We start from the raw sequence: 25,847 nt of genomic DNA on the forward strand, positions 1-25,847 counted from the left end.
GCGAATAAATTCATAGTTCTCCTATTCCAAGCATCAAACTTGACACTGTTTCAGAATCTTTCTTGGGATGGAATTAATCGTCTAAATGAAGCCACTAATGACTTGATCAACCAATAAGCTCATGAACTCACTTGTTGTTGTAAAGTTTACCTTATATTTTCATATAAAGCCTTAACTTTGTCACAAAATCATTACCGCTATGCAATTCGACTTCAGCCAAATTCTTTCTACCACCATGGTTCTTTTTGCCATCATCGATATTTTGGGCTCTATTCCCATCATTATCGAACTGCGAAAGAAGGCCGGCCACATCCAATCGGAAAAGGCAGCCATTGTAGCCACCGCTTTAATGATTATCTTTTTATTTGCTGGCAAAACCCTATTAGGCGTAATCGGAGTCGATGTCGAATCGTTTGCCATTGCGGGCTCTTTCGTCATCTTTGCCTTGGCTATGGAAATGGTTTTGGGCCTTACCCTGTTTAAAGAAGAATCACCCGATACGGTTTCCATCGTGCCACTTGCCTTTCCGCTCATTGCTGGTGCGGGAACCATGACCACCCTCCTATCGCTCAAAACCGAATATGCCACGCAGAACATTATTGTGGGCATTATCCTCAACATGCTCTTCGTTTATTTTGTACTGAAAAACACCAACCGCTTAGAGAAACTATTCGGCAAAACAGGCTTGAATATTTTAAGGAAGGCTTTTGGGATTATCCTTTTGGCTATCGCGATTAAGCTGTTCAGGACGAATACGGGACTTTAGTTGGAAGTCGGAAGTCAGGAGTCCGAGGTCTGAAGTTTGTGGCTAATTCTTAATATAGAAAAAAATCCATTCCTCTCTGGAGAAGTGCCCAAAGGGCGGGATGGCTAGTTTATGGTTTTCGATTTACCTTAGAAACAAGACCTTAATTTCTTAATGGTTTACAACTCAACAATCAAACAATACGAGCAATTTAACCATACAATATCCTAAACAGTTAAAATATAAGCCTAGCAAATGTAACCTTTTTTGATTCGCTTAGTCAAACAGTAAATCAGATCACCGAAATGAACAACTTTGAACAATTTACGGTTATCATCGGCGTTCTCGCCGTTATCTTCGAAGGCATTAGGCATTTGAAGGAGAAACTCTTTGGCCGAAAGCATAGCCACTAAGGCTACTGTTTGATGAGCCTGGCTACAAACATGCTGTCGGCCTTATGCGCATATCCTTTAATCAGTTCCATTTTTTCGAATTTGAGATCGAAGTTTTTGGTTAAGTAATCAACCATGTCTTCATTCTCGGCCTTAAACACCGAACAGGTCATGTAAATGAGTGGTTTGCCTTTTTTGAGGTATTTAACTACGCTTCCGGCAATGGCCTTTTGTAGTTTATTGTAGTTTTCTACTTTGTAGTTTTCGAAAAAGCAGAGCATTTCTGGCGTACGCCCCCAAGTGCCCGAGCCCGAACAAGGCGCATCCACCAAAATGCCATCAAACTCGTAATGGTGCAATACCTGGTCGTTGTTCTGCAACAGGTCGATTACCTTTTGGTGGTACTGCTTGATTCCGGCCAGCTGAAAGCGCTCCTGCAGGTTGCCTAAGCTGGTTGCCCGTACATCGCTTACCAACAGTTCGATTTGTGGTTCCAGACTATGTAGCAATAGCGATTTTCCGCCAGATGCGGCACAACAGTCCCACCAGTAATCGCCAGCTTGGGGCTCAAAATAATTGCCCGTTAGCTGCGACGAAAAATCCTGCACCTGATAGAGGCGCTCATCGCTGATCAGTTGTTCCAATTTGGTTCCGTTGGGCAAAGCCAGCGTAGCAGGCCCCACTTCTTGAGGCGTTACACCTTGGGCCGTCAGTTGGTTAATAATGGCTTGGATATGCGTTTCCTTTACCCGGATAAACAAATCGGGCTGTACAAAGAAAGAGGTATAAAAAGCAGCTGCATCAATGCCCGCTGACAGTTCGGGTTTGAACGTAAAAACATCGGTGAGCTTAAATGCCGGATATTTCTTTTGGATGATGGCAATTTTATCGGCTACCGGAAGCGCAAAGGAAGCTTCAAGCTCGGGCAATTGGCTGGCCACCATGAGGCTAGGTGTTTCATTGCACAAAAAATCGGCAATAGCCAGCCTTTCCATGGTCTTTAATTTGCCCAAGGCCTTGCCTAGCCTAAAATAACTGTATAGATAGCGTGTAGCCCATCTGCGGTCTGACGAGCCCATCTGCTTGTTTTGCTTAAAATAGGCAAATAAGTAACGGTGCAAGGGCAATACGCCATCGTAGCTGCCTAACAGCTGCTCAAAGGCCCTGATTTGATGTTCTACTTTCATGTTTGCGGATTAATCTACCACAATTAAGTTAAGGTTTTTGAATTGCAGCAACATCAAATCTTTATTCACATAGCCATATTGCGGATTGTATTCGAATTCGAAATTGTTGTGCAACCCTTTATATTTCTCTTTGATCAGGTAATCGAGGTAGCTTTCGCCATGTTTGGCCAACAGTTTTCCGAAATAAAAACCAATGTCGAAACCTTTAAACGAATACTCGCTGGGCTCAAAACTGAATTCGGCACGGTACTTTTTGACAAAGTTAATGACCGCTGCGCTTTTATAATCGATACGATAAGAGGAACTGATAATGGTATTGAGGTTTTGCAACTGCTCAATGTTGTAGCTCTGCCTTGCCCAATTGGGATGGCCAAAGAGATTGAGATCGTAACCACCGCTTTTTAGGTTTTTAAGCTTGGCCAATTTATCGATACTAGGGGCCACAAAAGCCAGTTCCGACGAACAGATAACCACCGCATATTTCTTGCCCTTGATCATCCGCGTTTCGAAAGCGTATGCCGACGTAAACTCCTGTACTACGTAATTTGGATATTGCTGCTTAAACCGTTCGCGCAAAGGCGCTGCAAATTGCTCATCAGCCGTTTTTTTCGGGTTGATCAACACCACGATGCTGTTGTTGGCCTGATAGTGCCCGGCAATATAATCGGCTATTTTAACGGCATGCTGATCAATATTGTTCACTATAGAAATCAGCTTCGGGTTATTAAACTCGCTAGGCTTGGAGGCGGCCAGGGGCGATACCATGGCCACATCGTTGGTAACCGAATAGGTCGACAAGTATTTCAGGCCTTCTGGAAAAACCGGCCCGATAATCAAGTTGCTGTTTTTGAGGCTGCCCTTTTTCAGCAAAGCAGCCAATTGGCTATTATCGTCGCGGGTATCAAAAACATCGAGCTTAAAATTGAGCCCAAGCGCTGTAGCCGAATCGATACCCAACTTTACCCCCTGATAAAAATCAATGGCCATATTGGCTCGGTCAAGCTGTGCCTTTGTTGCCGTTTTAAGGTTGATTTCGTTCAGCTTAAACGGAATGAGCAAGGCAATATCGGCCTGGGTAAATTTCTTTACGGGCTTCTCTGCCTTAGTCACATTGGTTTCGGTACCAGGCTTTTTAACAGTATTGTTTACTTTGGGCGAACAGGCTGCCGCAACCAAAATCAACAATGCCCCAATCAGTTTGAAGTATTTGGTCATATTTGATGATGTAATGTTCCGCACCTAAAGCCGATACGGAGACTGAAAACTGCCAACTGAGAACTGTTAACCTAGCTTACTCCCATTCAATGGTTGCCGGTGGTTTAGAACTGATATCGTAAACAACGCGGTTTATTCCTTTTACTTTATTGATGATTTCATTAGAGATTTTAGCCAATACCGGATAAGGCAAGTGGCACCAGTCGGCCGTCATGCCATCAACCGATTCAACTGCGCGAAGGCAGATCACGTTTTCGTAGGTACGCTCGTCGCCCATTACCCCTACCGATTGTACCGGCAAGAAAATAGCGCCAGCTTGCCATACGTTGTCGTACAGTCCGGCTTCTTTCAGGTTGTTGATGTAAATGGCATCAGCCTCTTGCAAAATAGCTACTTTTTCTGCGGTTACATCGCCCAAGATCCTAATGGCCAAACCTGGACCAGGGAAAGGGTGGCGACCCAAGATAAAGCCTTCTATGCCTAGGGTTTTGCCCACTCTTCTTACTTCGTCTTTAAACAAGGTGTTGAGTGGCTCTACCACTTTCAGTTTCATAAAATCGGGCAAACCGCCTACGTTATGGTGCGATTTAATGGTTGCCGAAGGTCCTTTTACCGATACCGACTCGATTACATCGGGATAAATGGTACCCTGCGCTAGCCAGGTTACATCTTTCACCTCGTGGGCCGCATCGTCAAACACCTCGATAAATACACGACCTATAATTTTACGTTTTTGCTCAGGGTCTTTAACGCCTGCCAATTGGCTCAAAAAGCGCTCTTTGGCATCGATGCCTTTAATGTTGAGGCCCATGTGCTGGTATTGCTCCAAAACGCTTTCAAACTCGCCTTTGCGCAACAAACCATTATCAACAAAAATACAGTGCAGGTTGGTGCCGATGGCTTTGTGCAACAGAATGGCGGCCACGCTAGAATCAACGCCTCCCGATAGGCCTAAAACCACTTTGTCATTGCCCAATTGTTTTTTCAGCGATTCGATGGTGGTTTCTACAAAAGCATCTGCAGTCCAATCTTGGGCACAGCCACAAATATCGACCAAGAAATTCCCAAGCAGGATTTTTCCATCTGTGCTGTGCGTCACTTCCGGATGGAACTGGATGGCATAGGTTTGGGTATCTTTTACATGGTAGCCGGCCACTTTTACTTCGGCGGTGCTGGCAATGATTTCAAAATTGTCGGGTACTTTGGTAATGGTATCGCCATGGCTCATCCATACCTGCGAATCGATATTGATGCCTTTGAACAATTTGTTCTCTTGGTTTACAAAGCTCAAATTAGCTCTGCCATACTCTCTGGTTGATGATGCCTGAACATCGCCACCGCTTTGTTGCGCAATAAACTGTGCGCCATAACAAACCGCCAATAAAGGGTAGTTTTTAAACAAGTTAAGGTCTACAAAAGGCGCATCTTCCTGGCGAACCGAGTAAGGACTGCCCGAAAGGATAATACCTTTTACGGTAGAGTCTAATTCTGGAATGTGGTTGAAAGGGTGGATTTCACAGTAAACATTAAGTTCGCGAACACGACGTGCAATGAGCTGGGTAAACTGCGAACCAAAATCGAGTATGATGATTTTTTCTAGCATGGGCAAAGATAGGCTTTTTAGTTGATTTTCACAGCGAAAAATCGAACCTTAATTTAAAATTCGGATTTAAGATTTGGGCATCATGAGGCCAGAAAAACAGGAAATTATAAGCCAACAATTAAGCCGATTTAGAATCTTGCGGCAAAACTTCCGTCTTTACGCCAAACCTGTTTAAAAAATCAACGCCCTCATCGCTGACCAAACCTTTGTAGGCTGCGTACGAATCTTTAAAATAAACCCTTTTGATACCCGACGAAAGAATAAGACGGGCACAGGCAATACACGGCGACAAGGTGGTATACAGCGTAGCTCCTTCTAGTTTTGAGCCGTTTTTGATGGCGTAGAGAATGGCATTTTCTTCGGCATGCAAGGCCAATGAGCAAGAGCCCTTGCTGTCGCGGGCACAACCTGTTGTTGGCCATTCCTCATCGCAGTTATGGGTGCCCGAAGGCGGGCCGTTATAGCCAATGGAGATAATCCGCGTATCTTTAGTGAGCACTGCCCCCACATGGGCCCGCACACAATGTGAGCGGGCGGCCAGGTCTGAGGCTAAATTCATAAAGATCTGATTGAATGACGGTTTATCCATATTGAAATACGATAGCTTAAAATTATTTTCTTTGGCCTACTTTGTGTCCGTAAACAGCAAAATATAGGATATATAAATAACATGGGATCATGCTAATGAAAAATGCCAATTGAAAATGTACATGTTGCACATCTTTCAAATAGCCATAAAGTAGAGGCCAGATTGCCCCTCCGGCAATACCCATAATCATAATGGCCGAACCGGTTTTGGTAAACTTGCCCAAGCCTTTAATGCCCAACGGAAATATAGCCGGCCACATCAGCGAATTTGCCAATCCCAACAAAGCTACAAAGATAACCGAAGTATAACCGCTGGTCAAATAAGCAGCGGCGGTAAACAGCAGACCTAAAAGGGCGCAAATCTTTAAAGCAGCCTGTTGGGTTAAATACTTTGGTATGGTAATAATCCCGATTACATAACCCACCAACATGCCGCTTAAGGTAAGCGTGGTTAAATACCTGCTTACATCGGCACTAATGCCCAGCTGCTTGCCGTAGGTGCCAATAATATCTCCTGCCATTACTTCGGCAGCCACATATAAAAAGATACAAAAAGCGCCCAAGAATAGGTGTGGAAATTGAAAAATGCTGGTTTTAGCCACATGTGTGCTTTCATCTTCTACCACTTCTTCTTTATCTACATCGATTTCTGGCAGGTTAGAGAACCTGATAAACAGGGCAAACAATGAGAATACAATAGCCAAAACGATATAAGGCGTATATACACGGCTCAATACTTCGCCAAGCAACGCCTCTTTTTCGGCCAGCGTAGTGGCGGCGTTACTGATCTTGGCCTCGATAGCCGATGCGTTTTTCAGGAAGATGGACCCCATGATAATCGGCACAATGATACCCGCAAACTTATTGCAAAGCCCCATAATGCTGATACGCTTAGCCGCGCTTTCTATCGGACCGATAATACTGATATAAGGATTTGAAGCGGTCTGCAACAACGATAAAGCCGCACCCTGAATAAAAATACCCGTTAAAAACAGGCCGAAGCTTCGGCTACTGGCCGCCGGAATAAAAATCAGGGAGCCAATACCTAATATGAATAGGCCTACTACAATGCCGTTTTTAAAGCCCATTTTTTTCAGCAACCATGAGGATGGCAAGGCCAAGAAGAAATAAGCAATGTAAGACGCAAAAGTAACGAAGAACGCTTCGAGATCGGTTTTTAGGCCACAAGCCAATTTAAGGAAAGGAATTAGCGTACTGTTTGCCCAGGTTACGAAGCCAAAAATAAAGAAGAGTGCCCCGATAATAGCAATGGCCTTGACATTGCTGCCTTGTTGGTTGTTGTTTGTCATTGGTTTAGGTAGGTTTAGTTTTGAGGTCCTAATATGCAATAAATAAATCGCTCTGCCAACGAAACGGCACCTAATTCGAGTAAAATTTTGCTCGACAAAACCGCCGACAAAAGAAAAAGCTCCTCTACGTTTGTTGAGGAGCTTCTGCTATATTTTCGGATTGATTAGTGTCCGCCTTCGGCTTCTATATTTTCTACATCAATGCCTTGGCTTTTTAAGATACCGCTTACTCTCCACGCAAAGAAAATCAAATAAGCAAAACCTAGCACCGGTACAATGTATGACATGTGGATGCCTTGGCTATCGGCCAATTTGCCCTGAATTGGAGGAATAATAGCACCACCCAAAATCATCATGATCAAGAATGAAGAACCTTGGCTGGTATATTTGCCCAAACCTGTGATAGACAGCGCAAAAATTGATGGCCACATGATCGAACAGCATAAACCACCACTCACGAAAGCAAATATGGCTACGTCACCAGTAGTGAAAAGGCCTACCAACATGGCAATTACCCCCAGCGTACCAAATACGGCTAATGTTTTTGCCGGCTTCTCCTGACCGATATAAAATGCGACAATCATTACCGCAATACTAATGGCATAAACATATAAATTGCCAACATCTGTACCTGTTGCATGGTTAACTAGCAACACAATGGCAAATGCAACAAAAGGAACCACAACAGTTAAGATATTTCGTGCCATTTTCGACAGGTTAAAAGCACTTACTGCACCTGTCCATCGGCCAATCATCATACTTCCCCAATAGAGCGAGATATACTGTTTAATGGCCGACTCTTCAAAGCCGCCAAAAGCAGGCAGTTTTAACAAGGCGCCTAAATTACTTTGAATAGTTACCTCTGTACCTACATACACGAAGATGGCCAGCATTCCCAAGATCAATTGCGGGTATTGCATGGCACCCCATTTGGCTGGCACTTCTTTTTTGGCAGAATAGGCGTAAATCAAGGCGATTAGGATAATGGCCAAAGAAGAGTACACGAAAATCTCTTCAGAAGCACCTGTCCATTTGGTTAATGAAGGCGCAGCCAAAATCATCAAGAAACCAATGATCATAATAATCAACGGACCATTCGATTTAGAGCTCGATTCGATTTGTTCGTTGCTGGTTACATCTGGCAATTTAGAAACGGCAAAGAAGATGGCTACAGCCAAGAACAAGCCTGCAAGGATATAATACAAGTTATTGATAGAAGTAATCTCAACTGCCGATTGACCAGCACCGCTAGCCGTACCAAACAAAAGCACGCTTACGATTACCGGGCCCATCAGGCCACCAAAGTTATTGATACCACCAGCTAAGTTCAAACGGTGGGCGCCACTTTCTGGTGCACCCAAAGCCACTACAAATGGTTGCGCCGCAGTTTGCTGCAGGGAGAAGCCAATAGCAATGACAAAAAACACCAATAAGATAAAGCCAAATGAGCCAGAGTGTACTGCTGGAATCATCAGCAAGGCACCAGCCGCCGAAATCACCAAACCTGCAATGATGCCCTTTTTATAGCCGATTTTATTCAGGATATCGACCTTGCTTGCCTGGGACATAAAATACAAGATGAGCGAGCCGATAAAGTAACCACCATAAAAGGTGAAATCGACCAATTGGGATTCGAATTGCGTCAGGTTAAAGTGCGTTTTGCAGAATGGAATAAAAATACCATTCGACGCAGCTACGAAACCCCAGAAAAAGAACACTGTAATAATTGTGTACAGCGCAGTTCCGTAGTTTTTTTGCGTTTGTTGTTCCATGTGTGGATCTTAAGATTTAGGTTAGTTCAAATTTAAATTTAGTTTGATAAACATAATTAAAATTTGTGGCTTACTAAAGTGTAATTTTTACACACCAGAAATACGATTTCCCTTCTCTAAAACACCGCTGCCGAATACCGAAAAACTAAGCTAAAAATGATGAGGATTTAACTATAAAAATCGCATATTAGCGTAAAATATATGATAGGCTAATGTTTGAAGCGATTTTATTGGGCATGGGTGCCGGGCTAATTTCCTCATTCTTAACTGGTCCCGTTTTTTTTGCAATGATCAAGACCAGTATCGAGCGTGGATTTAAAGCCGGGTTTTCATTAGCGGTAGGTGTAATTTTTAGCGACATCATCTTAATCGGACTGGTGCTTTTTGGCAGCCAGTTTCTAGAATATCAAGCCAGTTTCGACAAATATGTAGGCATTATTGGCGGTATTTTTCTGTTTGCGGTAGGCATTTACTACCTCTTTTCTACCGTATCCATCAGTTACGAAGAAAACAAAATTGTAAAGGTAAGCAAGCGGGGCTACCTGCTCAAGGGCTTTCTGATGTGCATTTTAACGCCATCTACCCTCATGTTCTGGATTATTGTAACCAACATCATTTCCATCAAGCTCAACAACATGTTTTACGAAAAACTGTTGTGCTTCTTTATCGCCATGGCTACCCAACTAACCATCGACGGACTGAAAAGCTATTATTCGAGCAAGTTGCGTTACCGCATCAAAGAAAGCTCGCTCATGATGCTCAATAAAATAGCCGGCGTCATCATCATCCTTTTCGCCATTTGGCTGGTAACGAAGACCTATATTAAGTTTTATTAGTTTGGCGTAGGGCGAATAGCGTAGTGGGTAGTGAGTATTGCGAATAGCGAGCGATAGGTAGCGGTGGATTAATCATCGAGCCTTATTTTACAACGAACTCAAGTCATACCGCATAAATTCTGTTAGAAGCGAGATAGTGCATCCCGACCAACGGTATTTGCTAGTCGGGAAATGTTTTCCCGACTTTACTAACTACGGATTTGCAATCCGGTTTAATGAAGCTATTGGAGAAAGCTCGTCAATGGCACATAACTCCTGCTACGGTCGAGATGGCACATCCCGACCAACAGGGCCTTAAAAAGCCAAAAGGCCTACTATTGCTAGTAAGCCCTTTGGTTATTTCCTTCTTTCCAGTTAACGAAAGCTTTGTTTACTACTTTGTTGCCTCCTGGCGTTGGATAGTTTCCTGAGAAATACCAATCGCCGGTATGGTTAGGACAGGCCAAATGCAGGTTGTCTAGTGTTTGGTAAATAACCTCTACCTCTGCTACCGTTCCTTTCGGCGTAATGATTTTGGCAATCTGATCAGAAATCTCCTGCTGTTTAAACGGCCTGTAGATTTCTTTAACATGGTTAACGATTTCCTCTTTGGGCAATAGCAGCGAAGCTTTGCACTTTTGGTACACTTCTTCGATGATATGCTCCATGCCACGCTCCTTTAACAACTGAATGGCCGCATCGAAAGCCACAAACTGGCCCATTTTCGACATATCGATACCATAGCAATCAGGATAGCGGATTTGTGGCGCCGACGACACGATGACAATCTTTTTAGGGTGCAACCTGTCGATGATTTTGATGATGCTTTGTTTTAACGTGGTACCGCGAACGATAGAATCATCTACGGCAATGAGGGTGTCTGTATGATTTTTGATTACCCCATAAGTAGTATCGTAAACGTGGGCTACCATTTCTCCCCGGTCAGCATCCTGCGTAATAAAAGTACGCAACTTCACATCCTTGATGGCCAGTTTTTCTACACGGGGAGCCATAGACAACAACTCGTCCAGTTCGGCATCGCTCAGCTGCTCCTTACGGTTAAGCAAGGTGTCTTTCTGTACCTCCCTGATGTAATCGTGCAAGCCTTCTACCATGCCGTAAAAAGAAACTTCGGCGGTATTCGGAATAAATGAAAACACAGTATTTTTCAGGTCTTTTTTTACCGAATCCAACACTTGCGGAATCAACAAATGACCTAGTTTTTTGCGTTCTCTGTAAATATCGGCATCGCTGCCTCTCGAAAAATAAATGCGTTCGAATGAGCAGGCCCTTTTTTCGGCTGGTTCGCGGAACATTTCCTGGGTTACTGTGCCGTCTTTTTTAACAATGAGGGCATGGCCAGGCTCAATTTCCTTTACCTGCTTGATTTGTACGTTAAATGCAGTTTGGATAGCCGGTCTTTCTGAAGCGGCTACCACAATCTCGTCATCGGCATAGTAAAATGCCGGACGGATGCCCGAAGGATCGCGCAATACAAAAGCATCGCCGTTGCCCACAATACCCGAAATGGCATAGCCGCCGTCCCAGTTTTTAGCCGAGCGACGCAGGATATTGGCAATATTGAGGTTCTTTGAAATTTTTTGGGTGATTTCTACGTTGGTTAAGCCTTCTTTCTTGTAGGTATCGAACAACTCTTGGTTCTCGTCGTCTAAGAAGTGGCCTATTTTTTCGAGTACGGTTACCGTATCGGCTTTTTCTTTGGGATGCTGGCCCAATTCGTACAATTGCTCCAACAGCTCGTCAACGTTGGTCATGTTGAAGTTACCGGCTATAACCAGGTTTCTGGTCATCCAGTTGTTCTGGCGCAGAAACGGGTGGCAGTTTTCGATGCTGTTCTTGCCGTGCGTACCGTAGCGCAAATGCCCTAACAAAACCTCGCCGATAAAACTTACATTCTGTTTAAGGAACTCCGTGTCTTTCATCAACTCGGGCGTTTCGTTCTGAATGTCGACAAACTTGTTTTGGACATATCCGAAGATATCCGCCACTGCATTTTGTGCCATAGAACGGTAGCGGCTAATGTAACGGCTACCTGGTTTCATGTCGAGTTTAATGGTTGCAATACCAGCTCCATCCTGACCGCGATTGTGCTGCTTTTCCATCAACAGGTATAATTTGTTGAGGCCGTAGAGTGCAGTACCGTATTTTTCTTGGTAGTATGAGAGAGGTTTTAACAGGCGGATAAAGGCTATCCCGCATTCGTGCTTAATCTGATCGCTCATTGATTGTGATTGAGCCGCAAATTTACCCTTTTAAAGTTTCAAAACCTAGAAAGAAATATGATGAATTGACAGAAAATCGTAATATAAAAGTGATGAACCAATTCATCGGTTCATCGGTTCATTGGTTCATTGGTTCATTGGTCAATTGCCTGATTCGCTAATTAGCTGATTGGGGATTGGTTGATTGCATGGCGAACTGGAAACTGAAAACAGGCAACTGTTCATTGGCTCATTAGTCATTGGTTCATTTGGGAACTGTAAACTGCCAACTACCAACTGCCAACTGCAAACTGCAAACTGCAAACTGTCAACTGCCTACCGATTAACCAAACGTTCGGAGCGGACTTCTTCGCCCAAAAACAAAGAGGCATGTTCATCAAACGATTGGGTATCACCCGAAGTGTAATAGGCTCTTGAATTGTTCTTGGCCAAACGGCTTTCCATTTCGGGATGTCTTTTGAGGTAATCGGCCAGGCTATTGGCTACGATCTCGCCTTGCGACAATAGTTGCACATTGCCCTCGAGTCGTTGGGCTATTTTAGGAACCAGCAGGGGATAGTGGGTACAGGCCAGCAAGATACAATCGATATCGGGGGCTTGCGCCAATAGTTGCGACAGGTATTTGTCTACAAAGTAATCGGCACCGGCATCTAAATGTTCGCCATTTTCGATCAAAGGCACCCACATGGGGCAGCTTTGCTGGTATACCTTTACTGCCGGAAAGAAATGGCCAATTTCCATGAGGTACGACTTCGAATTAACAGTTCCACGCGTGCCCATCACGCCAATGTTGCCACTTTTCGAGTAATGGCCCACCACTTCTGCCGTTGGCCTGATCACGCCTAATACCCTCCTCCCTGGATATTTTTGAGGCAAATCGAGCTGCTGTATGCTGCGCAAGGCCTTAGCCGACGCCGTATTGCAGGCCAAGATAACCAGCTGGCAACCTTGGGCAAACAGCCATTCCACACATTCTAAGGTATATTGGTAAACCGTTTCGAACGAATGGTCGCCATAGGGCGAGCGGGCATTGTCGCCGAGGTAAATATAGTCGTACTGGGGCAGCTGTTTCGCAATCGATTTGAATACGGTTAATCCACCGTAGCCAGAGTCGAAAATACCGATGGGCGATTGATTATTCATGGCAAAAAAAAGCGGAATTGGTTGTTTTCCAATTCCGCACAAGATAATGATATATCTTTAAATTATTGTTTAGGTTTTGCGCCTGCAGGTTTAGTAGCCGCTGGAGCAGCTGTAGCAGTAGCGCCTAATTTGGCTTTAACCGCAGCAGTGATATCTTCGCCACCGTCAGAATAAACAAGGCTGTTGAAACCTTGAGAAATAGAGGTATCGAATACATAAGCCAATCCTTTTTCTTTAGCAACAGCAGCAATTGCATTGCCTACTTTTTGTTGCAACGGAGGGAAAAGCTCGTTTTGTTTATCGGTTACGTCTTTGGTTGCTTTGGTACGTGCATCTTCAATTCTTTTGCCCAAATCTTGGATTTCCTGACCAGCAGCCTGCAATTCTTTACCTACTACATCTTTGTTGGCTTCGCTCAAGGTTTTTTGCTTGTCTTCAGCAGCTTTGTATTTGGTTTGGTACTCTGCAATCATTTTGTCGATTTCGGCTTGTTTTGTCTTTGCCAAATTCTCTACGGTAGCCGAAACAGTTTTTGCTTCAGGCAGGCTAGCAAAAATCTCATCAGAGTTCAGGTGACCGAACTTTTGCTGGGCGTTCGCAACATTGGCAGTAAACACTAATCCGGCTGCAACAAAAAATACGTTAATTAACTTTCTCATTTTTCTATTTTACTTAATAATTGTTTTAAAATCTATGGTGTTTTTTATTTAACTAGCGTTCCTGGTTTATAGCCCAGCCTTACAATCACATCGTTGCTGATATCGTAGCTGGCGCTGGCATAAATCATCATGGTCGATTCGCTGCTTTTATCAAAAACGAAATCGATGGTTTTGTTTTTGGCCGTTTCTCCTACTACAGTAGCCACTTTTTCTTGGATAGGCTTCAATAGCTTGGTGCGCATTTGGAAAAGCTCTCCGTCTGGGCCAAATTTCTGTCTTTGCAGTTCTTTTGCCTTTTTCTCTTTCTCGATGATGTCGTTCTCCCTACGCTTGCGCATGTCGTCGGTTAGCAAAACCTGATCGGCCTGATAGGCCTTGTACATTTTGTCGATCTCGTTAAAGCTCTCGTCAATTTGCGACTGGTATTGCTTAGACAAACCATCGATCTGGCTCAGTGCCGATTTATATTCCGGCAAGTGCTTCAGAATATACTCCGTGTCTACATAGGCAAACCGCTGTGCTGATGCTCCCAGACCCGCCAAGAGCAAAAAGCTGATTAATAAATACTTTTTCATTGCTTTGTGTGTTGCTAAATTAATTAAATCCGCCAAGTTGTTGGGCAATACTAAAGTGGAACTGACCTTTATTGGCATCAGGCAGACCTGGAATTTTATCAAATCCATAACCATAGTCAATTCCCAACAAACCAAATATCGGTAAAAATATCTTAGCTCCAACACCCACAGACCGTCTAATATTAAACGGATTATAATCGCTAAACTTATTCCAAGTGTTACCACCTTCGGCAAATGCCGTTACAAAGGCAGTGGCTTCCTGCTTGGCAATAACCGGGTACCTCAGCTCCATTACGTATTTGGTAAAGATCGGACTACCCGAGCTTTGGGCAATATTTACATTGGCGCCTACCGGAACAACCGAGTTGTTGGAGTAGCCACGCATGGCAATCAGCTCAGAGCCCTGCAAGAAGTCGAAGCCCTGCATACCGTCGCCACCCAATTTAAAGCGCTCGAACGCCGATTGGCCAACAGCCTTGTTGTACTGGCCCAAGAAACCAAATTGCGCCTGGCCTTTGAATACCAGTTTGCCTACGATGCTTTCGAACCATTGTGCCTCAAATTTCCATTTGTGGTACTCGGTAAATTTATAGCGTTGCTTATCTGAAGCCGTTGCGTAGTTAATCTTGTTTAGCAACGAGTAAGGCGGTGTTGCCTGGATGGTAAACCTGATGTACGAACCACCCGTAGGGAAAATATTGTTGTTCCTCGAATCGCGGGCAATCTCTTGGGTTAAGTTCAAGTTGTAAGAAGTACCTGTGCTGAACAAGTAGCCCGGATAGTTATTGAGGATGTATTGGTTCAAGTTAATGGTATGTACCAAAGAGAACCAGTTATCTGGCCAGTTCAGTTTTCTTCCCAAGCTTACCGAAACCCCATTCAAACGGATTTTTTGGTAGCCACCATCGGTAGCCGACAAGCCGTTAGATTGCAACGAGGTAAAAGCGCTCAAACCAAAGCTTACCGGTTTCTTGCCACCGAACCAAGGCTCAGAGAAAGAGAAGCTGTATGATTGGTAATACTTACCGTTGGTTTGTCCGCGCAAGCTCAGTTTTTGGCCATCGCCTTTTGGCAATGGTCTGTAGGCTTCGCCATTAAACAAATTCTTTAACGAGAAGTTGTTAAAGGTTAAACCCAAGGTACCGATTACACGGCCACCACCAAAACCGCCCGAAAGCTCAATCTGGTCTGAAGGTTTTTCTTCTACGTGGTATTCGATATCAACCGTACCATCAGATGGGTTTGGCTTAGGAATTGGATTGGTTTTCGACTCGTCGAAGTTGCCCAAGGCACCGATTTCACGTACGCTTCGTACCAAAAGCTCTTTAGAGAACTTATCGCCCGGCTTGGTGCGGATCTCGCGCAATACTACCCTATCGTTGGTAATGGTATTGCCCACTACAGTGATTTTGTTGTTGGTATACTGCGGTCCTTCGTAAATACGCATTTCTACGTCAACCGTATCGTTGTGGATTTTGGTTTGTACCGGATCGATGTTAAAGGTCAGGTAGCCATCGTTCAGGTAAACGCTCGAAACGTCGTCGCCACTGGCACTGCCTCTTAATTTCTTTTCTAGTTTTTCTTCGCTAAATACCTCGCCCTTTTCAATTCCGAACACTTTCTCAAGGTAATTTGTTGGGTATCTGGCGTTGCCGATCCAGGTAATATTGCCAAAGTAGTATTTAGGGCCTTCGTAAACATCCAATTTAATGCCGATGGCCTTATCGCTATACCTGTAAATGCTGTCTTTTAGGATGGTTGCATCCCTGTAGCCTTTTTCCTGCATTTTGGCAACCAGCTTCAGTTTGTCTTCCTCGTATTTTTCCTTGTTGAACTTGCCACTGCCGAAAATCTTGTAGAAAGCCTGTTGCTTGGTCTTTTTCAGATACTTTCTGAGCTTGGCCGAAGAGAATTCCTTGTTACCCGTAAACTTGATTTCATGCACTTTTACACGCTTTCCTCTATTGATATCGACCTGCAGGATTACGCTGTTCTCCTGGTTGGGATCTGGCTTAGACTTGAAGTCGATGGTGGTATAAAAGAACCCCTTGTCGTACATGTATTTTTTGATGATAGACTTGGTGGTATTGTAAAGGTTATCGTTGATGATGGTCCTACCAGCTTTATCGGCCAGTTTTTCGTTAAGGTCTGTCTTTTGCGATTTGCTTACCCCCAAAATTTCGAAGGCGCTCAGGCGCGGACGCTCTACCACTTGGATATCGAAGTAAACCGTGTCTACATCGATCTTGGTAATGTTCAGCTGCACATCGTCGAAAAGGCCTTGTGCCCATAGGTTTTTGATTGCATTTGAAGTAGCCTCGCCCGGCAATACGATACGCTCGCCTTTGGTTAGCTTAGACAGGGTGATGATTACATCTTCGATCAGGTATTTGGCACCCGACAAAGTTGTGCCGCCAATTACATATTCTTTTGGGTTAAAATAGTCTAAACTCGAACCGTTAACTTTTAAGGAAGGTGCAGCTTGCGAAGGTTGGGTACGGATCTGCGCCATGGTTGGCAAGCCGATCAACAGCAAGAAAATAAGTTGGTATATTCTTTTCATTTACAATCTAAAAAACGTTGCTAAGTTAATTTAAACACATGTTAAAAAGTGTTAAAAGTAAAATTAGTTCAATTGTTCACTAATTTTTCCGAAGCGACGTTCGCGTTTTTGGTAGTCGACAATGGCCTCAAAAAGATCTTCTCTTCTAAAGTCTGGCCATAGGGTTTCGGTAAAATACAATTCGGTATAAGCCATCTGCCAAAGCAGGAAATTGCTGATCCGATGTTCGCCACTGGTGCGTATCATCAGTTCCGGATCAGGAATATTGGTGGTTGTCAGTTGCGCAGCAAAAGTGCTTTCGTCAATTTCATCGATGTTTATTTTTCCTTCCTTGGCCTGCTCGGCAATTTTTCTGGCAGCTTCTACAATTTCCCATTTGGCACTGTAGCTCAAAGCCAGGGTAAGGGTACATTTATCATTTTTGCCGGTGGTTTCCATGGCACTGGCCAAATCGTCGATGCATTTTTGGGGCAACGATTTCAGATCGCCGATGGCATTTAGCCTGACATTGTTTTTGTTCAGGGTTTCGGCCTCCTGGTTAATGGTTGCAATGAGCAGCTCCATCAGGGCGTTGACCTCTTCAATGGGGCGGTTCCAGTTTTCGGTAGAGAAGGCGTAAACGGTAAGGTACTTAATACCAATATCTACACAGCCTTCTACAATATCCTTTACAGAAAGTACGCCGCTTTCGTGACCAAAAACACGAAATTTGCCTTGGTTTTTTGCCCAACGGCCATTGCCATCCATAATAATAGCGATGTGTTGCGGCAAGCGATTGATATCAATTTGTTCTTTAAATCCCATTTCTGCTTTGTCAGCGCCCTAAAAAGTAAAACATTTTTGGCTCACAAAGGTATAAGATATCCCAATACCTACAAACATGTAGCTATCCCTTTTTCTAAAATCGCCTCTTTGAGTACCTGGATCGCCAATGTAGATGCCTGTTTTTTCTCCCGAACGGTCTGAAAGCGCACGACTTAGCCCCTGGTTACGGGTCCAAACGGTTGGATCGGGATAGAGGCCGCTAACGTCGTCGATATAATCGGTTAACGGGATCCTGAAACCGACCTGCGTAAAAAGCGTCCAGCTGTCGTTGAGCTTATATTTGGTACCTGCACCGATCGGAAAGGTGAGCGCATAACTTTTGTAGCTTTTAGGCTGTCCTTCAGTATTGTACAGCCTCAGCTTATAGGTTTCTCCCTCATATTGGGCCTTAGGTTCGAACAATACCGTACCTACTCCGCCAAACAAAAAGGGGGTAAAACGCCTTCGGCCATTGTAGGCAAACATATCGAAGAAATTAAAGTCGAGCAAAAGGCTAAATTCGTTGAGCGGAGTAAAAAAGCTCAGGTTGCGCTGGCGGAACTGTTCGTTGTTTGAACTGGCATCGTTGCCTTGTACCTTGCCATAATTATAGTGCAGGCCTAGGGCCAAATGCGGATTAAAATTGAGTTTGACAAAAGCCCCTGCTTCTATACCGCTTATTTTTATCGGATTATACTGGTTCAAGTCGCCCATATAAGACGAGCCTCCCGCATGTGCGCCCACCTCAAAGCGCTGGGCAAAAGAGGCCATGCCAAAAGATAATAGACCAACAAGCGTTAGGAATGCCTTTTTATAGCTCATGTTAGTAGTTCCGTGTATCTATGCCCCAGAGCAGTTTATTCCTTAACGTAGTAAGATAGCTTTCATTGTTAAGGCGGATCAGGTTAATATTGAATTTGGCTTTGTTGATGGTAATCTTTACCGAGCGGTCTACGGTTTCCGTCCTCGAATCGCAGGTGAGCAAAAACTTGGTGCTCCTGGCTTCTACTTCGAAAGTGAGCGCCACGTCGTCGGGCACAATAATGGGCCTTACGTTGAGGTTGTGCGGCGCCACCGGCGTAATGACAAAGTTCTGTGCATTGGGCGAAATAATCGGTCCGCCGCAACTCAGCGAATAGGCCGTAGAACCGGTTGGCGTGGCAATGATCAATCCGTCGGCCCAATAAGAGTTGAGGAACTCGCCATTAAGGTAGGCATGGATAATCATCATGGCCGAATTGTCTCTCCGGTGGATCGTCATATCGTTCAGCGCAAAATTCTCTTCGCCAAACAGGTTGTTCTGCGATTCCAGGTTAAGCACTCCCCTTTTATCGAGCGAGTAATCGCCATTAACCAGAGCTTCGATAGCCGTTTTGATTTCGTTTTTGTTGATACTGGCCAAAAAGCCCAAACGGCCAAAGTTGATACCGATAACCGGGATCTGCGAATCGCGCACCAGCGAAAGCGTATCGAGCAGGGTGCCATCGCCCCCTAAACTCAGCAGCACATCGGCCTGGTCAACCAGTTCGGCATGCGTACTAAAGGTTTTGATATGGGCAGGCAGGCTGATTTTGTTCTTGATAAAGTTGTTGAACTTCAAAAACACCAGTATCTCTATCGGATGCTGGGCCAGCACATCGAATACCTCTTGTACAAAAGGCAATACGCTGTCATTAAAATCTCTGCCGTAAATTGCTATTTTCATGCAGGTTTTTTACACGTTTAAATAGTTCATAAAAGAATTGAATCTATCTTCTGTACCGTTATCGTCCTGTGTATTGTTAAAAACAGCTTTTACTTCGTAGTCATAGCGTTCAAACGACGATATGATACTTGAAAGCTCTGTCTTGTTAATTTTCAAGGTTACTTCCAACCTGGTAGAATCGGGAAAAGAACTCACGTAAGAGGAAAGGATCTGCGCATTGTCGGCCTCAACAATCTGGGCCATGTGCGCCAAAGAGTTGTTGCGGTTGCTGATGGACAAGACGATAATGCCGCCCGGCTCTTTAACGGCATAGGTTTCGGCCGCATACTGCAACAGGTTGTTGATGGAAACTACGCCTAGGTAGTTTTTATTGGCATCGAGCACCGGTACCAGCGACAGCTGCAAAAGGTTAAACAGACGGATTACATCGTAAATGTGGGCATTCTCGAAAACAAAAGGATTTAAGATGGTTAACGAGAGGCTGCCTATCGGCGTTTGCTGATCTCGCACTTCAATCAGTTCGTCTTCCGAAATGAGGCCCAGAAACTGGGTTTCGTTTACGATGGGCAAATGGTAAAGCTTGAACTCGGCCATACGCTCTAAAGCCTTCTGCGCAGTGTCGGAAGTTTTTAGAGGCGGAATGACATTCGATATGAGTTCTGAAGCAAACATTATTTTAATAAAATCCTACTTAAAAAGGTATTCAGCAATTCGTTAAAAATAATCGGTCTTTCCATCATTGGTGCATGGCCACATTCGTCAACCCAATTTAATTCTGAATTGGGCAACAGCTGATGGAACTCTTCGGCTACATCAGGTGGCGTAATCTTATCTTGCTTGCCCCAAATGAGCGAAACCGGAATAGTGATCTTCGGCAATTCTTTAGCCATGTTGTGGCGAATGGCCGATTTGGCCAAGGCCAGGATACGGATTACTTTCGATCGGTCGTTAATCGACTTGAATACTTCGTCGACCAGTTCTTTGGTAGCCGTAGCCGGATCGTAAAAAGTAAACTCTACCTTCTCGCGCACATAGTCGTAGCTTTCTCTTCGCGGAAAAGAACCGCCAAATGCATTTTCGTAGAGGCCAGAGCTGCCGGTAAGCACCAAGGCCTTTACATATTCTTGGTGTGCCACGGTAAATACTAGCCCTACGTGTCCGCCCAACGAGTTACCAACCAGCACCACCTGATTTAGTTTTTTAAATTTAAGGAAACGCAAAATGTACTTTGACAAGCTTTTTACGCCCAAGGTTAGCAACGGTAGGTCATAAATAGGCAAAATAGGTACGATTACCTTGTAGTTTGCCTTAAAATGATCCAGTGTGGGCTCCCAGTTGCTCAATTCGCCCATTAGCCCATGAAGTAATACCAACGGTTCGCCTTCACCCGCCTCAATGTATTTAAACCCATCTTCTTCAATTACTTCGTATTTCATATAGTATAGTATGTACTGTTTGGTATGTGCTACTAAGTTAATAGAGTAAAATTAATTTACCGTAATAATATCAATATTTTTTCGGGGATAGTGTAAAGCAGGCCTATTTTTTATTGGCCCAATTGCGCTTTAACGATCTCGCCGATCAGCTTGCCATCGGCTTTGCCCGCCAGTTCTTTATTGGCCAATCCCATGACCTTGCCCATCTCTTTGATCGAGCTTGCCCCCGATTCGGAGATAATGCGCGAAACGATCAATTCTATATCGGCCCGGTCTAGCTGTTTGGGCAAAAATTGGCTGATTACGTCGATTTCTTCCTGTTCTACCGCATAAAGATCTTCGCGCCCCTGTTCTTTATAAATTGTAGCGGATTCTTTACGTTGCTTAACCAGTTTCTGCAGAATTTTGATTTCCGCTTCTTCATTGATTTCTTCGGCATGGCCCTTTTCGGTTTTCGCCAACAACAAAGCGGCTTTAATGGCCCTCAAGCCCCTTAACTTGGCCTGATCTTTAGCCAACATGGCTTGCTTGATTTCCTGATCTATCGTATTTGCTATCATTGCTTTTTATGTGTTGAATTGTGCAATTGTTAAATTGTTTCAATTGCTCAATTGTTGAATTGTTACATTGTTTAAGTGGCAGGCCATTTACAGGCGGGTTGGGTTAATTGTTGCCTATAGTTTAAAAGCTAGGGCTATGAACTTTGGCCTATAGACTACAAGCCTATGGACTGTGGACTATAGACTATCGACTATCAACTATCTCCAGCTACTTCCTCACCACCGTTGTTGCCGTGGCCTGCGCCGTTGGCATAATCAGCATATCGTTAATGTTTACGTGTGGCGGACGGCTTACCGCAAACCAAATGGCTTCGGCAATGTCTTGCGCAACCAAAGGCTCCAACCCGTCGTACACCTTTTTTGCCCGGGCTTCGTCGCCTTTAAAGCGGACCACCGAAAACTCGGTTTCTACCATGCCCGGATTAATGGCGGTTACCTTAATGCCGTGTGGCAACAGGTCGATACGCATGCCTTTGTTCAGGGCATCGACCGCATGCTTGGTGGCACAATATACATTTCCGTTGGCGTAAACTTCCTTGCCTGCAATAGAACCGATATTGATGATATGGCCTTTCTTTTGGCTCACCATCCAGCCCGAAACGATTTTCGAAACATAGAGCAGTCCTTTTACATTGGTATCGATCATGGTATCCCAATCGTCGGTATCGCCTTTGTCTATCGGATCCAGACCCTGACTCAATCCGGCATTGTTAACCAGCACATCTACATTTTTCCAATGGCCGGGCAGGGTTTCGAGCACATAGCTGATGTTTTCCTTATCGCGTACATCGGCCTGTATCTTTTTCACCTCTATGGCATATTTATCGGCCAAATGGTGGGCAATTTTTTCCAGTAGATTTTCTCGTCGCCCGATCAGGATCAGGTGATAGCCCTGTTGGGCAAAGAGATGTGCACAAGCTTCGCCAATACCTGAACTTGCACCTGTAATTAATGCGATTTTAGCCATGTGTATGAAATAATGATGATAAACAAAGGTATTATTTTTTTACGCCCCGCGCTATTCAAAAAATAAGCTGAAAGTAAAATGTCTGAGTTTTGCCTTTTGTATCGGGTCCATGAAAGGATTACTCTCATGTTTCATAATATCTTTAAATGAATAAGATAGCTTAAATTCTGGCGACATTTTAAAATATTCGAAGTAAATATCGAAACCAATGCCAGCCTCGTAAGAAAGGAAGCTCTTCTTGTTTTTGATCAATTTGTCAATCGGAGCCGCCGCTTCATCGTTGGTCTTTTTGCCCGAAGCCAAATCCATCGAGTATTTAAGACCGCCGATCATATAGGCCCTAAAGTTCATCAGGCGGTCTGATTTGATTTTTAGTCCGATGGGAAGGTCGATTACGGTAGCCTGCACCTTTTTTTCGATCATGGAAGTGCCCACGTTGTACACGGCGGGCTGCACATAATTGTATTGGATTACACGGTCGTTAAAAACCAAGGTTGGCGTAAAACGCGCATCTAGATTACTGGTCAGCTGACTGTTGACTACGAAACCAATGCCAAAACCCACCGAGGGTGGCGACGAAATGGAAGCCAGCTGGTCTGTGACGTAACCCGGTGGCGGAAGCGTCGGATCGGAATACGGCGCACGCCAATCCTTATTTTTCCAAAGCTTCAATTCAGAAGAAATGTACTGAAAGCTAAAACCCCAATTGAAACGTTCCTGATCAATGCCGCCACCCCAGTTTTGGGCCTTTGCCCAACCAGAAGCGAAAAGAAATAACATGACAAAGAGGGTTAATTTTCTGCTCATTTAGTCCCGGTATAAATTGCACTTATTCCAAACGTTAAAGAACGGTGTTTGGTATTTTTGTAGCCCACTTTTTCCATTAGTTGAGTAAAAGCTTGGCCATCTGGAAAAGCCGCTACCGACTCAGGCAAATAGGTGTACGCCCTTTTGTCTTTCGAAAAAAGGCGACCGAAGAACGGCGTAATGTATTTGAAGTAAAAATTATAGCCCTGCTTGATAGGGAAAGTCCTTGGTTTAGAAAACTCGAGGATGACGATTTTGCCTTCGGGCTTGAGCACGCGAAGCATGTCGGCCAAACCTTTTTCCAGGTTTTCGTAATTTCTTACGCCAAAGGCTACGGTAATGGCATCAAAAGTATCATCGTCGAAATGCAGTCCTTCCGAATCGCCCAGCTGTACCGAAAATACATGGCCCAGGTTGCGTTCGGCAATCTTTTTGCGCGCCACTTCCAGCATGCCTTCCGAAATATCGACCCCAACAATTTTATCGGGATGAAGTATTTTGATGGATTCGAAGGCAAAATCTCCTGTTCCGGTAGCCACATCCAAAATTTTACGGGGCTGTATGCTCGATAGCTCCCTAATCGCCTTGCGTCTCCAAATGATATCGATACCCAACGACAAAAAATGGTTTAGAAAATCGTAGGTATGCGAAATATTGTTGAACATGGTAGCTACCTGTTCTTTTTTGGTAGCCGTACCTGCATAGGGAGTAACTTCTTGATTTGTCATTGCCCCAAAGATAGAGAAAATGGTGAATTGTTTGATTGTTTAATTGAGTATTGCGTGTGGCGTGTGGCGTATTGCGTAAAGCGGATAGTGTATCGTTAAATACAAACGCTTAGCCCAAAACGCCAAACGCTAAACGCCTATCGCTTATCTCCAAGCTAGCCACAGATTAAGGGATTAGCGTATGAAGAATAGCGTAGTGCGTAGAGCGTGTGGCGTATTGGGTATTGCGTTAAATACAAACGCCCAGCGCAAAACGCGAAACCCTACTAAACCAAACGCCCCTCGCCAAATGCGAAACCCTAAACCAAACGCCCAGTGCAAAACGCTTGGCGCCAGACGCACCAACTCCAATCTTTAATTCCTACCTTTGTATTATGATTATAAAATCTGCCACATTTGTAGTGAGCAATACCAAGGTTTCGGCCTTGCCGGCTCCAGACAGGCCCGAGTATGCCTTTATCGGACGTTCTAACGTGGGCAAATCGTCGCTGATCAATATGCTGGTAAGTCAGCCCGGATTGGCCAAAACCTCACAAAGACCCGGAAAAACGCAGCTGATCAACCACTTTTTGATTAACGAAAGCTGGTATATTGTCGATTTGCCAGGCTATGGCTATGCCAGGGTTTCGAAAACCAGCCGCGAGAAATGGGAAAAGTTTATCCGTAATTACCTCACCAAAAGAGAGAATCTTCAGTGTGTTTTTGTGCTGATAGACAGCAGACTTGAACCTCAGCAGATAGACCTCGAGTTTTGCTGCTGGCTGGGCGAGTGCGGCATTCCCTTTGCCTTGGTCTACACCAAAGCCGACAAGCAATCGGGACCAAAAACTGACCAAAACGTTGCCAAGTTCAATAAAGCACTTAAGCAGTGGTTTGAAGAATTGCCCTCTTTTTTCATTACTTCATCAGAGAAAAAACAAGGCAAGGAAATGGTTCTGGGATTTATTGACGAGGTAAACCAGGATTTTGTAATGCCTACGTTCGATCCTCAGTTTTATAACGGAAGCTAGTCGGTTGGCAATTTTCAGTTGGCAATTTTCAGTTGACAGTTTTCAGTTAACAGTTGGCAGTTTCCAATTCTAACTTCATTTCAATACCCAATACCACCCCAACATAATGAAAAAATACTTTTCGCTTGTTTTATTTGCGCATTCCATTTTTGCCATGCCCTTTGCCATGATCGGCTTCTTTTTGGGCGTAACCACTACGCAAAATCCATTTCATTGGTATTTGTTGGTGCTGGTGATCTTGTGTATGGTATTTGCGCGCAACGCAGCCATGGCCTTTAACCGTTATCTAGACCGGAATATCGATGCCCAAAACCCGCGTACGCAAATGCGCGATATTCCAGCCGGACGGGTTTCGGCCAACGAGGCACTGCTCTTTGTAATCATCAACTGCGTGCTTTTTATTGCCGCCACGTTCTTTATCAATAAGCTCTGCTTCTATTTATCGCCTGTGGCTTTGTTTGTCGTGCTTTTTTATAGCTATACCAAACGTTTTACCGCGCTTTGCCACTTGGTGCTGGGCCTTGGCTTATCGCTCGCCCCTATTGGCGCCTACATTGCGGTAACCGGACAGTTTAACATCGTGCCTTTGTTCTATTCGTTTGCCGTATTGTTTTGGGTAAGCGGTTTCGACATCATTTACGCCTTGCAGGACGAAGATTTTGACCGCGAGCAAAAACTGCATTCTATTCCCGCGGCCTTGGGCATCAAAAATGCGCTGAACTTATCGGTGGTGTTGCATATTTTATCGGCGGCCTGCGTGATTATGCCTTTGTTCTATGCCGAGCTGAGCTGGGTTTACGATATCGGCATCGTGTTTTTCTGCGCCATGCTCATTTATCAGCACCTGCTGGTTAAGCCAACAGACATTAGCAAGGTAGATCGTGCCTTTGCCACCACCAATGGCTTTGCATCGGTCATTTTTGCCCTTTGCTTTTTGTTGGACACCTTTTTAAGAACGAGATCATAAACCAAATCGTAATTCGTAAATCCCAAATCATCAATCGTAAATCGTAAATCCCC

The 25,847-nt window shown here is 44.4% G+C and carries 24 protein-coding genes; 4 read left to right on the forward strand and 20 right to left on the reverse strand.

Annotated elements, in window-relative coordinates:
* Positions 1-199 precede the first annotated feature (199 nt).
* Entirely contained in the window at positions 200-766 is a 567-nt protein-coding gene (locus VRU48_RS10020) for a MarC family protein (protein WP_330107802.1), read from the forward strand.
* A 394-nt stretch (positions 767-1,160) separates the two neighbouring features.
* Here VRU48_RS10020 and VRU48_RS10025 read toward each other — a convergent pair whose 3' ends face one another.
* The 6 genes from VRU48_RS10025 to VRU48_RS10050 form a co-directional block, all read right to left on the reverse strand.
* A complete protein-coding gene (locus VRU48_RS10025) occupies positions 1,161-2,324 on the reverse strand; it encodes an RsmB/NOP family class I SAM-dependent RNA methyltransferase (RefSeq protein WP_330107803.1) in 1,164 nt (387 codons plus the stop codon).
* 9 nt (positions 2,325-2,333) lie between these two features.
* Positions 2,334-3,539 (reverse strand): type 1 periplasmic-binding domain-containing protein, encoded by a 1,206-nt coding sequence (locus VRU48_RS10030; RefSeq protein WP_330107804.1) that lies wholly within the window; start codon positions 3,537-3,539, stop codon positions 2,334-2,336.
* 76 nt (positions 3,540-3,615) lie between these two features.
* A complete protein-coding gene (guaA, locus tag VRU48_RS10035) occupies positions 3,616-5,142 on the reverse strand; it encodes a glutamine-hydrolyzing GMP synthase (RefSeq protein ID WP_330107805.1) in 1,527 nt (508 codons plus the stop codon).
* 118 nt (positions 5,143-5,260) lie between these two features.
* Entirely contained in the window at positions 5,261-5,701 is a 441-nt protein-coding gene (locus VRU48_RS10040; RefSeq protein WP_431311633.1) for a deoxycytidylate deaminase, read from the reverse strand.
* A 52-nt stretch (positions 5,702-5,753) separates the two neighbouring features.
* The gene (locus VRU48_RS10045; RefSeq protein WP_330107807.1) at positions 5,754-7,040 is read right to left on the reverse strand and encodes a sugar MFS transporter; all 1,287 of its coding nucleotides are present in this window, start codon (positions 7,038-7,040) and stop codon (positions 5,754-5,756) included.
* Positions 7,041-7,204: 164 nt separating this feature from the next.
* Positions 7,205-8,812 carry an MFS transporter gene (locus VRU48_RS10050; RefSeq protein ID WP_330107808.1) on the reverse strand — a complete coding sequence of 536 codons (1,608 nt, stop codon included), beginning with the start codon at positions 8,810-8,812 and terminating at the stop codon, positions 7,205-7,207.
* Positions 8,813-9,024: 212 nt separating this feature from the next.
* On the opposite strand from VRU48_RS10050, the gene VRU48_RS10055 reads away from it, so the two are divergent.
* Entirely contained in the window at positions 9,025-9,648 is a 624-nt protein-coding gene (locus tag VRU48_RS10055) for a LysE family translocator (RefSeq protein ID WP_330107809.1), read from the forward strand.
* Between the two features lie 320 nt (positions 9,649-9,968).
* On the opposite strand, the gene VRU48_RS10060 is transcribed toward VRU48_RS10055, so the two are convergent.
* The 14 genes from VRU48_RS10060 to ubiE form a co-directional block, all read right to left on the reverse strand.
* On the reverse strand, positions 9,969-11,870 hold the full coding sequence (locus tag VRU48_RS10060) for an amidophosphoribosyltransferase (protein ID WP_330107810.1): 1,902 nt from the start codon (positions 11,868-11,870) through the stop codon (positions 9,969-9,971).
* A gap of 315 nt (positions 11,871-12,185) precedes the next feature.
* The gene (murI, locus tag VRU48_RS10065) at positions 12,186-13,013 is read right to left on the reverse strand and encodes a glutamate racemase (protein WP_330107811.1); all 828 of its coding nucleotides are present in this window, start codon (positions 13,011-13,013) and stop codon (positions 12,186-12,188) included.
* A gap of 62 nt (positions 13,014-13,075) precedes the next feature.
* The gene (locus VRU48_RS10070) at positions 13,076-13,672 is read right to left on the reverse strand and encodes an OmpH/Skp family outer membrane protein (RefSeq protein WP_330107812.1); all 597 of its coding nucleotides are present in this window, start codon (positions 13,670-13,672) and stop codon (positions 13,076-13,078) included.
* A gap of 44 nt (positions 13,673-13,716) precedes the next feature.
* Positions 13,717-14,247 carry an OmpH/Skp family outer membrane protein gene (locus VRU48_RS10075; protein WP_330107813.1) on the reverse strand — a complete coding sequence of 177 codons (531 nt, stop codon included), beginning with the start codon at positions 14,245-14,247 and terminating at the stop codon, positions 13,717-13,719.
* Positions 14,248-14,266: 19 nt separating this feature from the next.
* Positions 14,267-16,810 (reverse strand): outer membrane protein assembly factor BamA, encoded by a 2,544-nt coding sequence (gene bamA, locus VRU48_RS10080; protein WP_330107814.1) that lies wholly within the window; start codon positions 16,808-16,810, stop codon positions 14,267-14,269.
* A gap of 63 nt (positions 16,811-16,873) precedes the next feature.
* Entirely contained in the window at positions 16,874-17,614 is a 741-nt protein-coding gene (uppS, locus tag VRU48_RS10085) for an undecaprenyl pyrophosphate synthase (protein ID WP_330107815.1), read from the reverse strand.
* An 18-nt stretch (positions 17,615-17,632) separates the two neighbouring features.
* Entirely contained in the window at positions 17,633-18,436 is an 804-nt protein-coding gene (porG, locus tag VRU48_RS10090; RefSeq protein WP_330107816.1) for a type IX secretion system protein PorG, read from the reverse strand.
* A gap of 1 nt (position 18,437) precedes the next feature.
* Complete coding sequence (locus VRU48_RS10095; RefSeq protein WP_330107817.1) at positions 18,438-19,319, reverse strand: NAD kinase; 882 nt, start codon at positions 19,317-19,319, stop codon at positions 18,438-18,440.
* Positions 19,320-19,328: 9 nt separating this feature from the next.
* Complete coding sequence (locus tag VRU48_RS10100) at positions 19,329-19,991, reverse strand: CBS domain-containing protein (protein ID WP_330107818.1); 663 nt, start codon at positions 19,989-19,991, stop codon at positions 19,329-19,331.
* Entirely contained in the window at positions 19,991-20,755 is a 765-nt protein-coding gene (locus tag VRU48_RS10105) for an alpha/beta fold hydrolase (RefSeq protein ID WP_330107819.1), read from the reverse strand. Before VRU48_RS10105 ends, VRU48_RS10100 begins: the two co-directional genes overlap by 1 nt.
* A 110-nt stretch (positions 20,756-20,865) precedes the next feature.
* A complete protein-coding gene (locus VRU48_RS10110; protein ID WP_330107820.1) occupies positions 20,866-21,315 on the reverse strand; it encodes a GatB/YqeY domain-containing protein in 450 nt (149 codons plus the stop codon).
* A 208-nt stretch (positions 21,316-21,523) separates the two neighbouring features.
* On the reverse strand, positions 21,524-22,282 hold the full coding sequence (locus VRU48_RS10115) for an SDR family NAD(P)-dependent oxidoreductase (RefSeq protein WP_330107821.1): 759 nt from the start codon (positions 22,280-22,282) through the stop codon (positions 21,524-21,526).
* 51 nt (positions 22,283-22,333) lie between these two features.
* On the reverse strand, positions 22,334-23,089 hold the full coding sequence (gene porT, locus VRU48_RS10120; protein ID WP_330107822.1) for a type IX secretion/gliding motility protein PorT/SprT: 756 nt from the start codon (positions 23,087-23,089) through the stop codon (positions 22,334-22,336).
* The gene (gene ubiE, locus VRU48_RS10125) at positions 23,086-23,817 is read right to left on the reverse strand and encodes a bifunctional demethylmenaquinone methyltransferase/2-methoxy-6-polyprenyl-1,4-benzoquinol methylase UbiE (protein WP_330107823.1); all 732 of its coding nucleotides are present in this window, start codon (positions 23,815-23,817) and stop codon (positions 23,086-23,088) included. The genes porT and ubiE overlap by 4 nt, the downstream gene beginning before the upstream one ends.
* Positions 23,818-24,191: 374 nt before the next feature.
* On the opposite strand from ubiE, the gene yihA reads away from it, so the two are divergent.
* On the forward strand, positions 24,192-24,827 hold the full coding sequence (gene yihA / locus VRU48_RS10130; protein ID WP_330107824.1) for a ribosome biogenesis GTP-binding protein YihA/YsxC: 636 nt from the start codon (positions 24,192-24,194) through the stop codon (positions 24,825-24,827).
* 106 nt (positions 24,828-24,933) lie between these two features.
* Positions 24,934-25,794: a UbiA-like polyprenyltransferase gene (locus VRU48_RS10135; protein WP_330107825.1), complete on the forward strand. Its 861-nt coding sequence runs from the start codon at positions 24,934-24,936 to the stop codon at positions 25,792-25,794.
* Positions 25,795-25,847: the final 53 nt, after the last annotated feature.

The sequence above is a fragment of the Pedobacter albus genome (assembly GCF_036324255.1).
Taxonomy (GTDB): Bacteria; Bacteroidota; Bacteroidia; order Sphingobacteriales; family Sphingobacteriaceae; genus Pedobacter; species Pedobacter albus.

Bases quoted from the DNA above. Each gene is read 5' to 3' on its own strand.
- VRU48_RS10040 (WP_431311633.1), bottom strand. From the start codon at position 5,701: ATGAATTTAGCCTCAGACCTGGCCGCCCGCTCACATTGTGTGCGGGCC.
- VRU48_RS10075 (WP_330107813.1), bottom strand. From the start codon at position 14,247: ATGAAAAAGTATTTATTAATCAGCTTTTTGCTCTTGGCGGGTCTGGGA.
- VRU48_RS10105 (WP_330107819.1), bottom strand. From the start codon at position 20,755: ATGAAATACGAAGTAATTGAAGAAGATGGGTTTAAATACATTGAGGCG.
- murI (WP_330107811.1), bottom strand. From the start codon at position 13,013: ATGAATAATCAATCGCCCATCGGTATTTTCGACTCTGGCTACGGTGGA.
- VRU48_RS10030 (WP_330107804.1), bottom strand. From the start codon at position 3,539: ATGACCAAATACTTCAAACTGATTGGGGCATTGTTGATTTTGGTTGCG.
- VRU48_RS10110 (WP_330107820.1), bottom strand. From the start codon at position 21,315: ATGATAGCAAATACGATAGATCAGGAAATCAAGCAAGCCATGTTGGCT.
- VRU48_RS10050 (WP_330107808.1), bottom strand. From the start codon at position 8,812: ATGGAACAACAAACGCAAAAAAACTACGGAACTGCGCTGTACACAATT.
- VRU48_RS10025 (WP_330107803.1), bottom strand. From the start codon at position 2,324: ATGAAAGTAGAACATCAAATCAGGGCCTTTGAGCAGCTGTTAGGCAGC.
- VRU48_RS10100 (WP_330107818.1), bottom strand. From the start codon at position 19,991: ATGTTTGCTTCAGAACTCATATCGAATGTCATTCCGCCTCTAAAAACT.
- VRU48_RS10070 (WP_330107812.1), bottom strand. From the start codon at position 13,672: ATGAGAAAGTTAATTAACGTATTTTTTGTTGCAGCCGGATTAGTGTTT.
- uppS (WP_330107815.1), bottom strand. From the start codon at position 17,614: ATGGGATTTAAAGAACAAATTGATATCAATCGCTTGCCGCAACACATC.
- VRU48_RS10020 (WP_330107802.1), top strand. From the start codon at position 200: ATGCAATTCGACTTCAGCCAAATTCTTTCTACCACCATGGTTCTTTTT.
- VRU48_RS10055 (WP_330107809.1), top strand. From the start codon at position 9,025: ATGTTTGAAGCGATTTTATTGGGCATGGGTGCCGGGCTAATTTCCTCA.
- VRU48_RS10135 (WP_330107825.1), top strand. From the start codon at position 24,934: ATGAAAAAATACTTTTCGCTTGTTTTATTTGCGCATTCCATTTTTGCC.
- guaA (WP_330107805.1), bottom strand. From the start codon at position 5,142: ATGCTAGAAAAAATCATCATACTCGATTTTGGTTCGCAGTTTACCCAG.
- VRU48_RS10115 (WP_330107821.1), bottom strand. From the start codon at position 22,282: ATGGCTAAAATCGCATTAATTACAGGTGCAAGTTCAGGTATTGGCGAA.
- porG (WP_330107816.1), bottom strand. From the start codon at position 18,436: ATGAGCTATAAAAAGGCATTCCTAACGCTTGTTGGTCTATTATCTTTT.
- ubiE (WP_330107823.1), bottom strand. From the start codon at position 23,817: ATGACAAATCAAGAAGTTACTCCCTATGCAGGTACGGCTACCAAAAAA.
- VRU48_RS10060 (WP_330107810.1), bottom strand. From the start codon at position 11,870: ATGAGCGATCAGATTAAGCACGAATGCGGGATAGCCTTTATCCGCCTG.
- yihA (WP_330107824.1), top strand. From the start codon at position 24,192: ATGATTATAAAATCTGCCACATTTGTAGTGAGCAATACCAAGGTTTCG.
- bamA (WP_330107814.1), bottom strand. From the start codon at position 16,810: ATGAAAAGAATATACCAACTTATTTTCTTGCTGTTGATCGGCTTGCCA.
- VRU48_RS10095 (WP_330107817.1), bottom strand. From the start codon at position 19,319: ATGAAAATAGCAATTTACGGCAGAGATTTTAATGACAGCGTATTGCCT.
- porT (WP_330107822.1), bottom strand. From the start codon at position 23,089: ATGAGCAGAAAATTAACCCTCTTTGTCATGTTATTTCTTTTCGCTTCT.
- VRU48_RS10045 (WP_330107807.1), bottom strand. From the start codon at position 7,040: ATGACAAACAACAACCAACAAGGCAGCAATGTCAAGGCCATTGCTATT.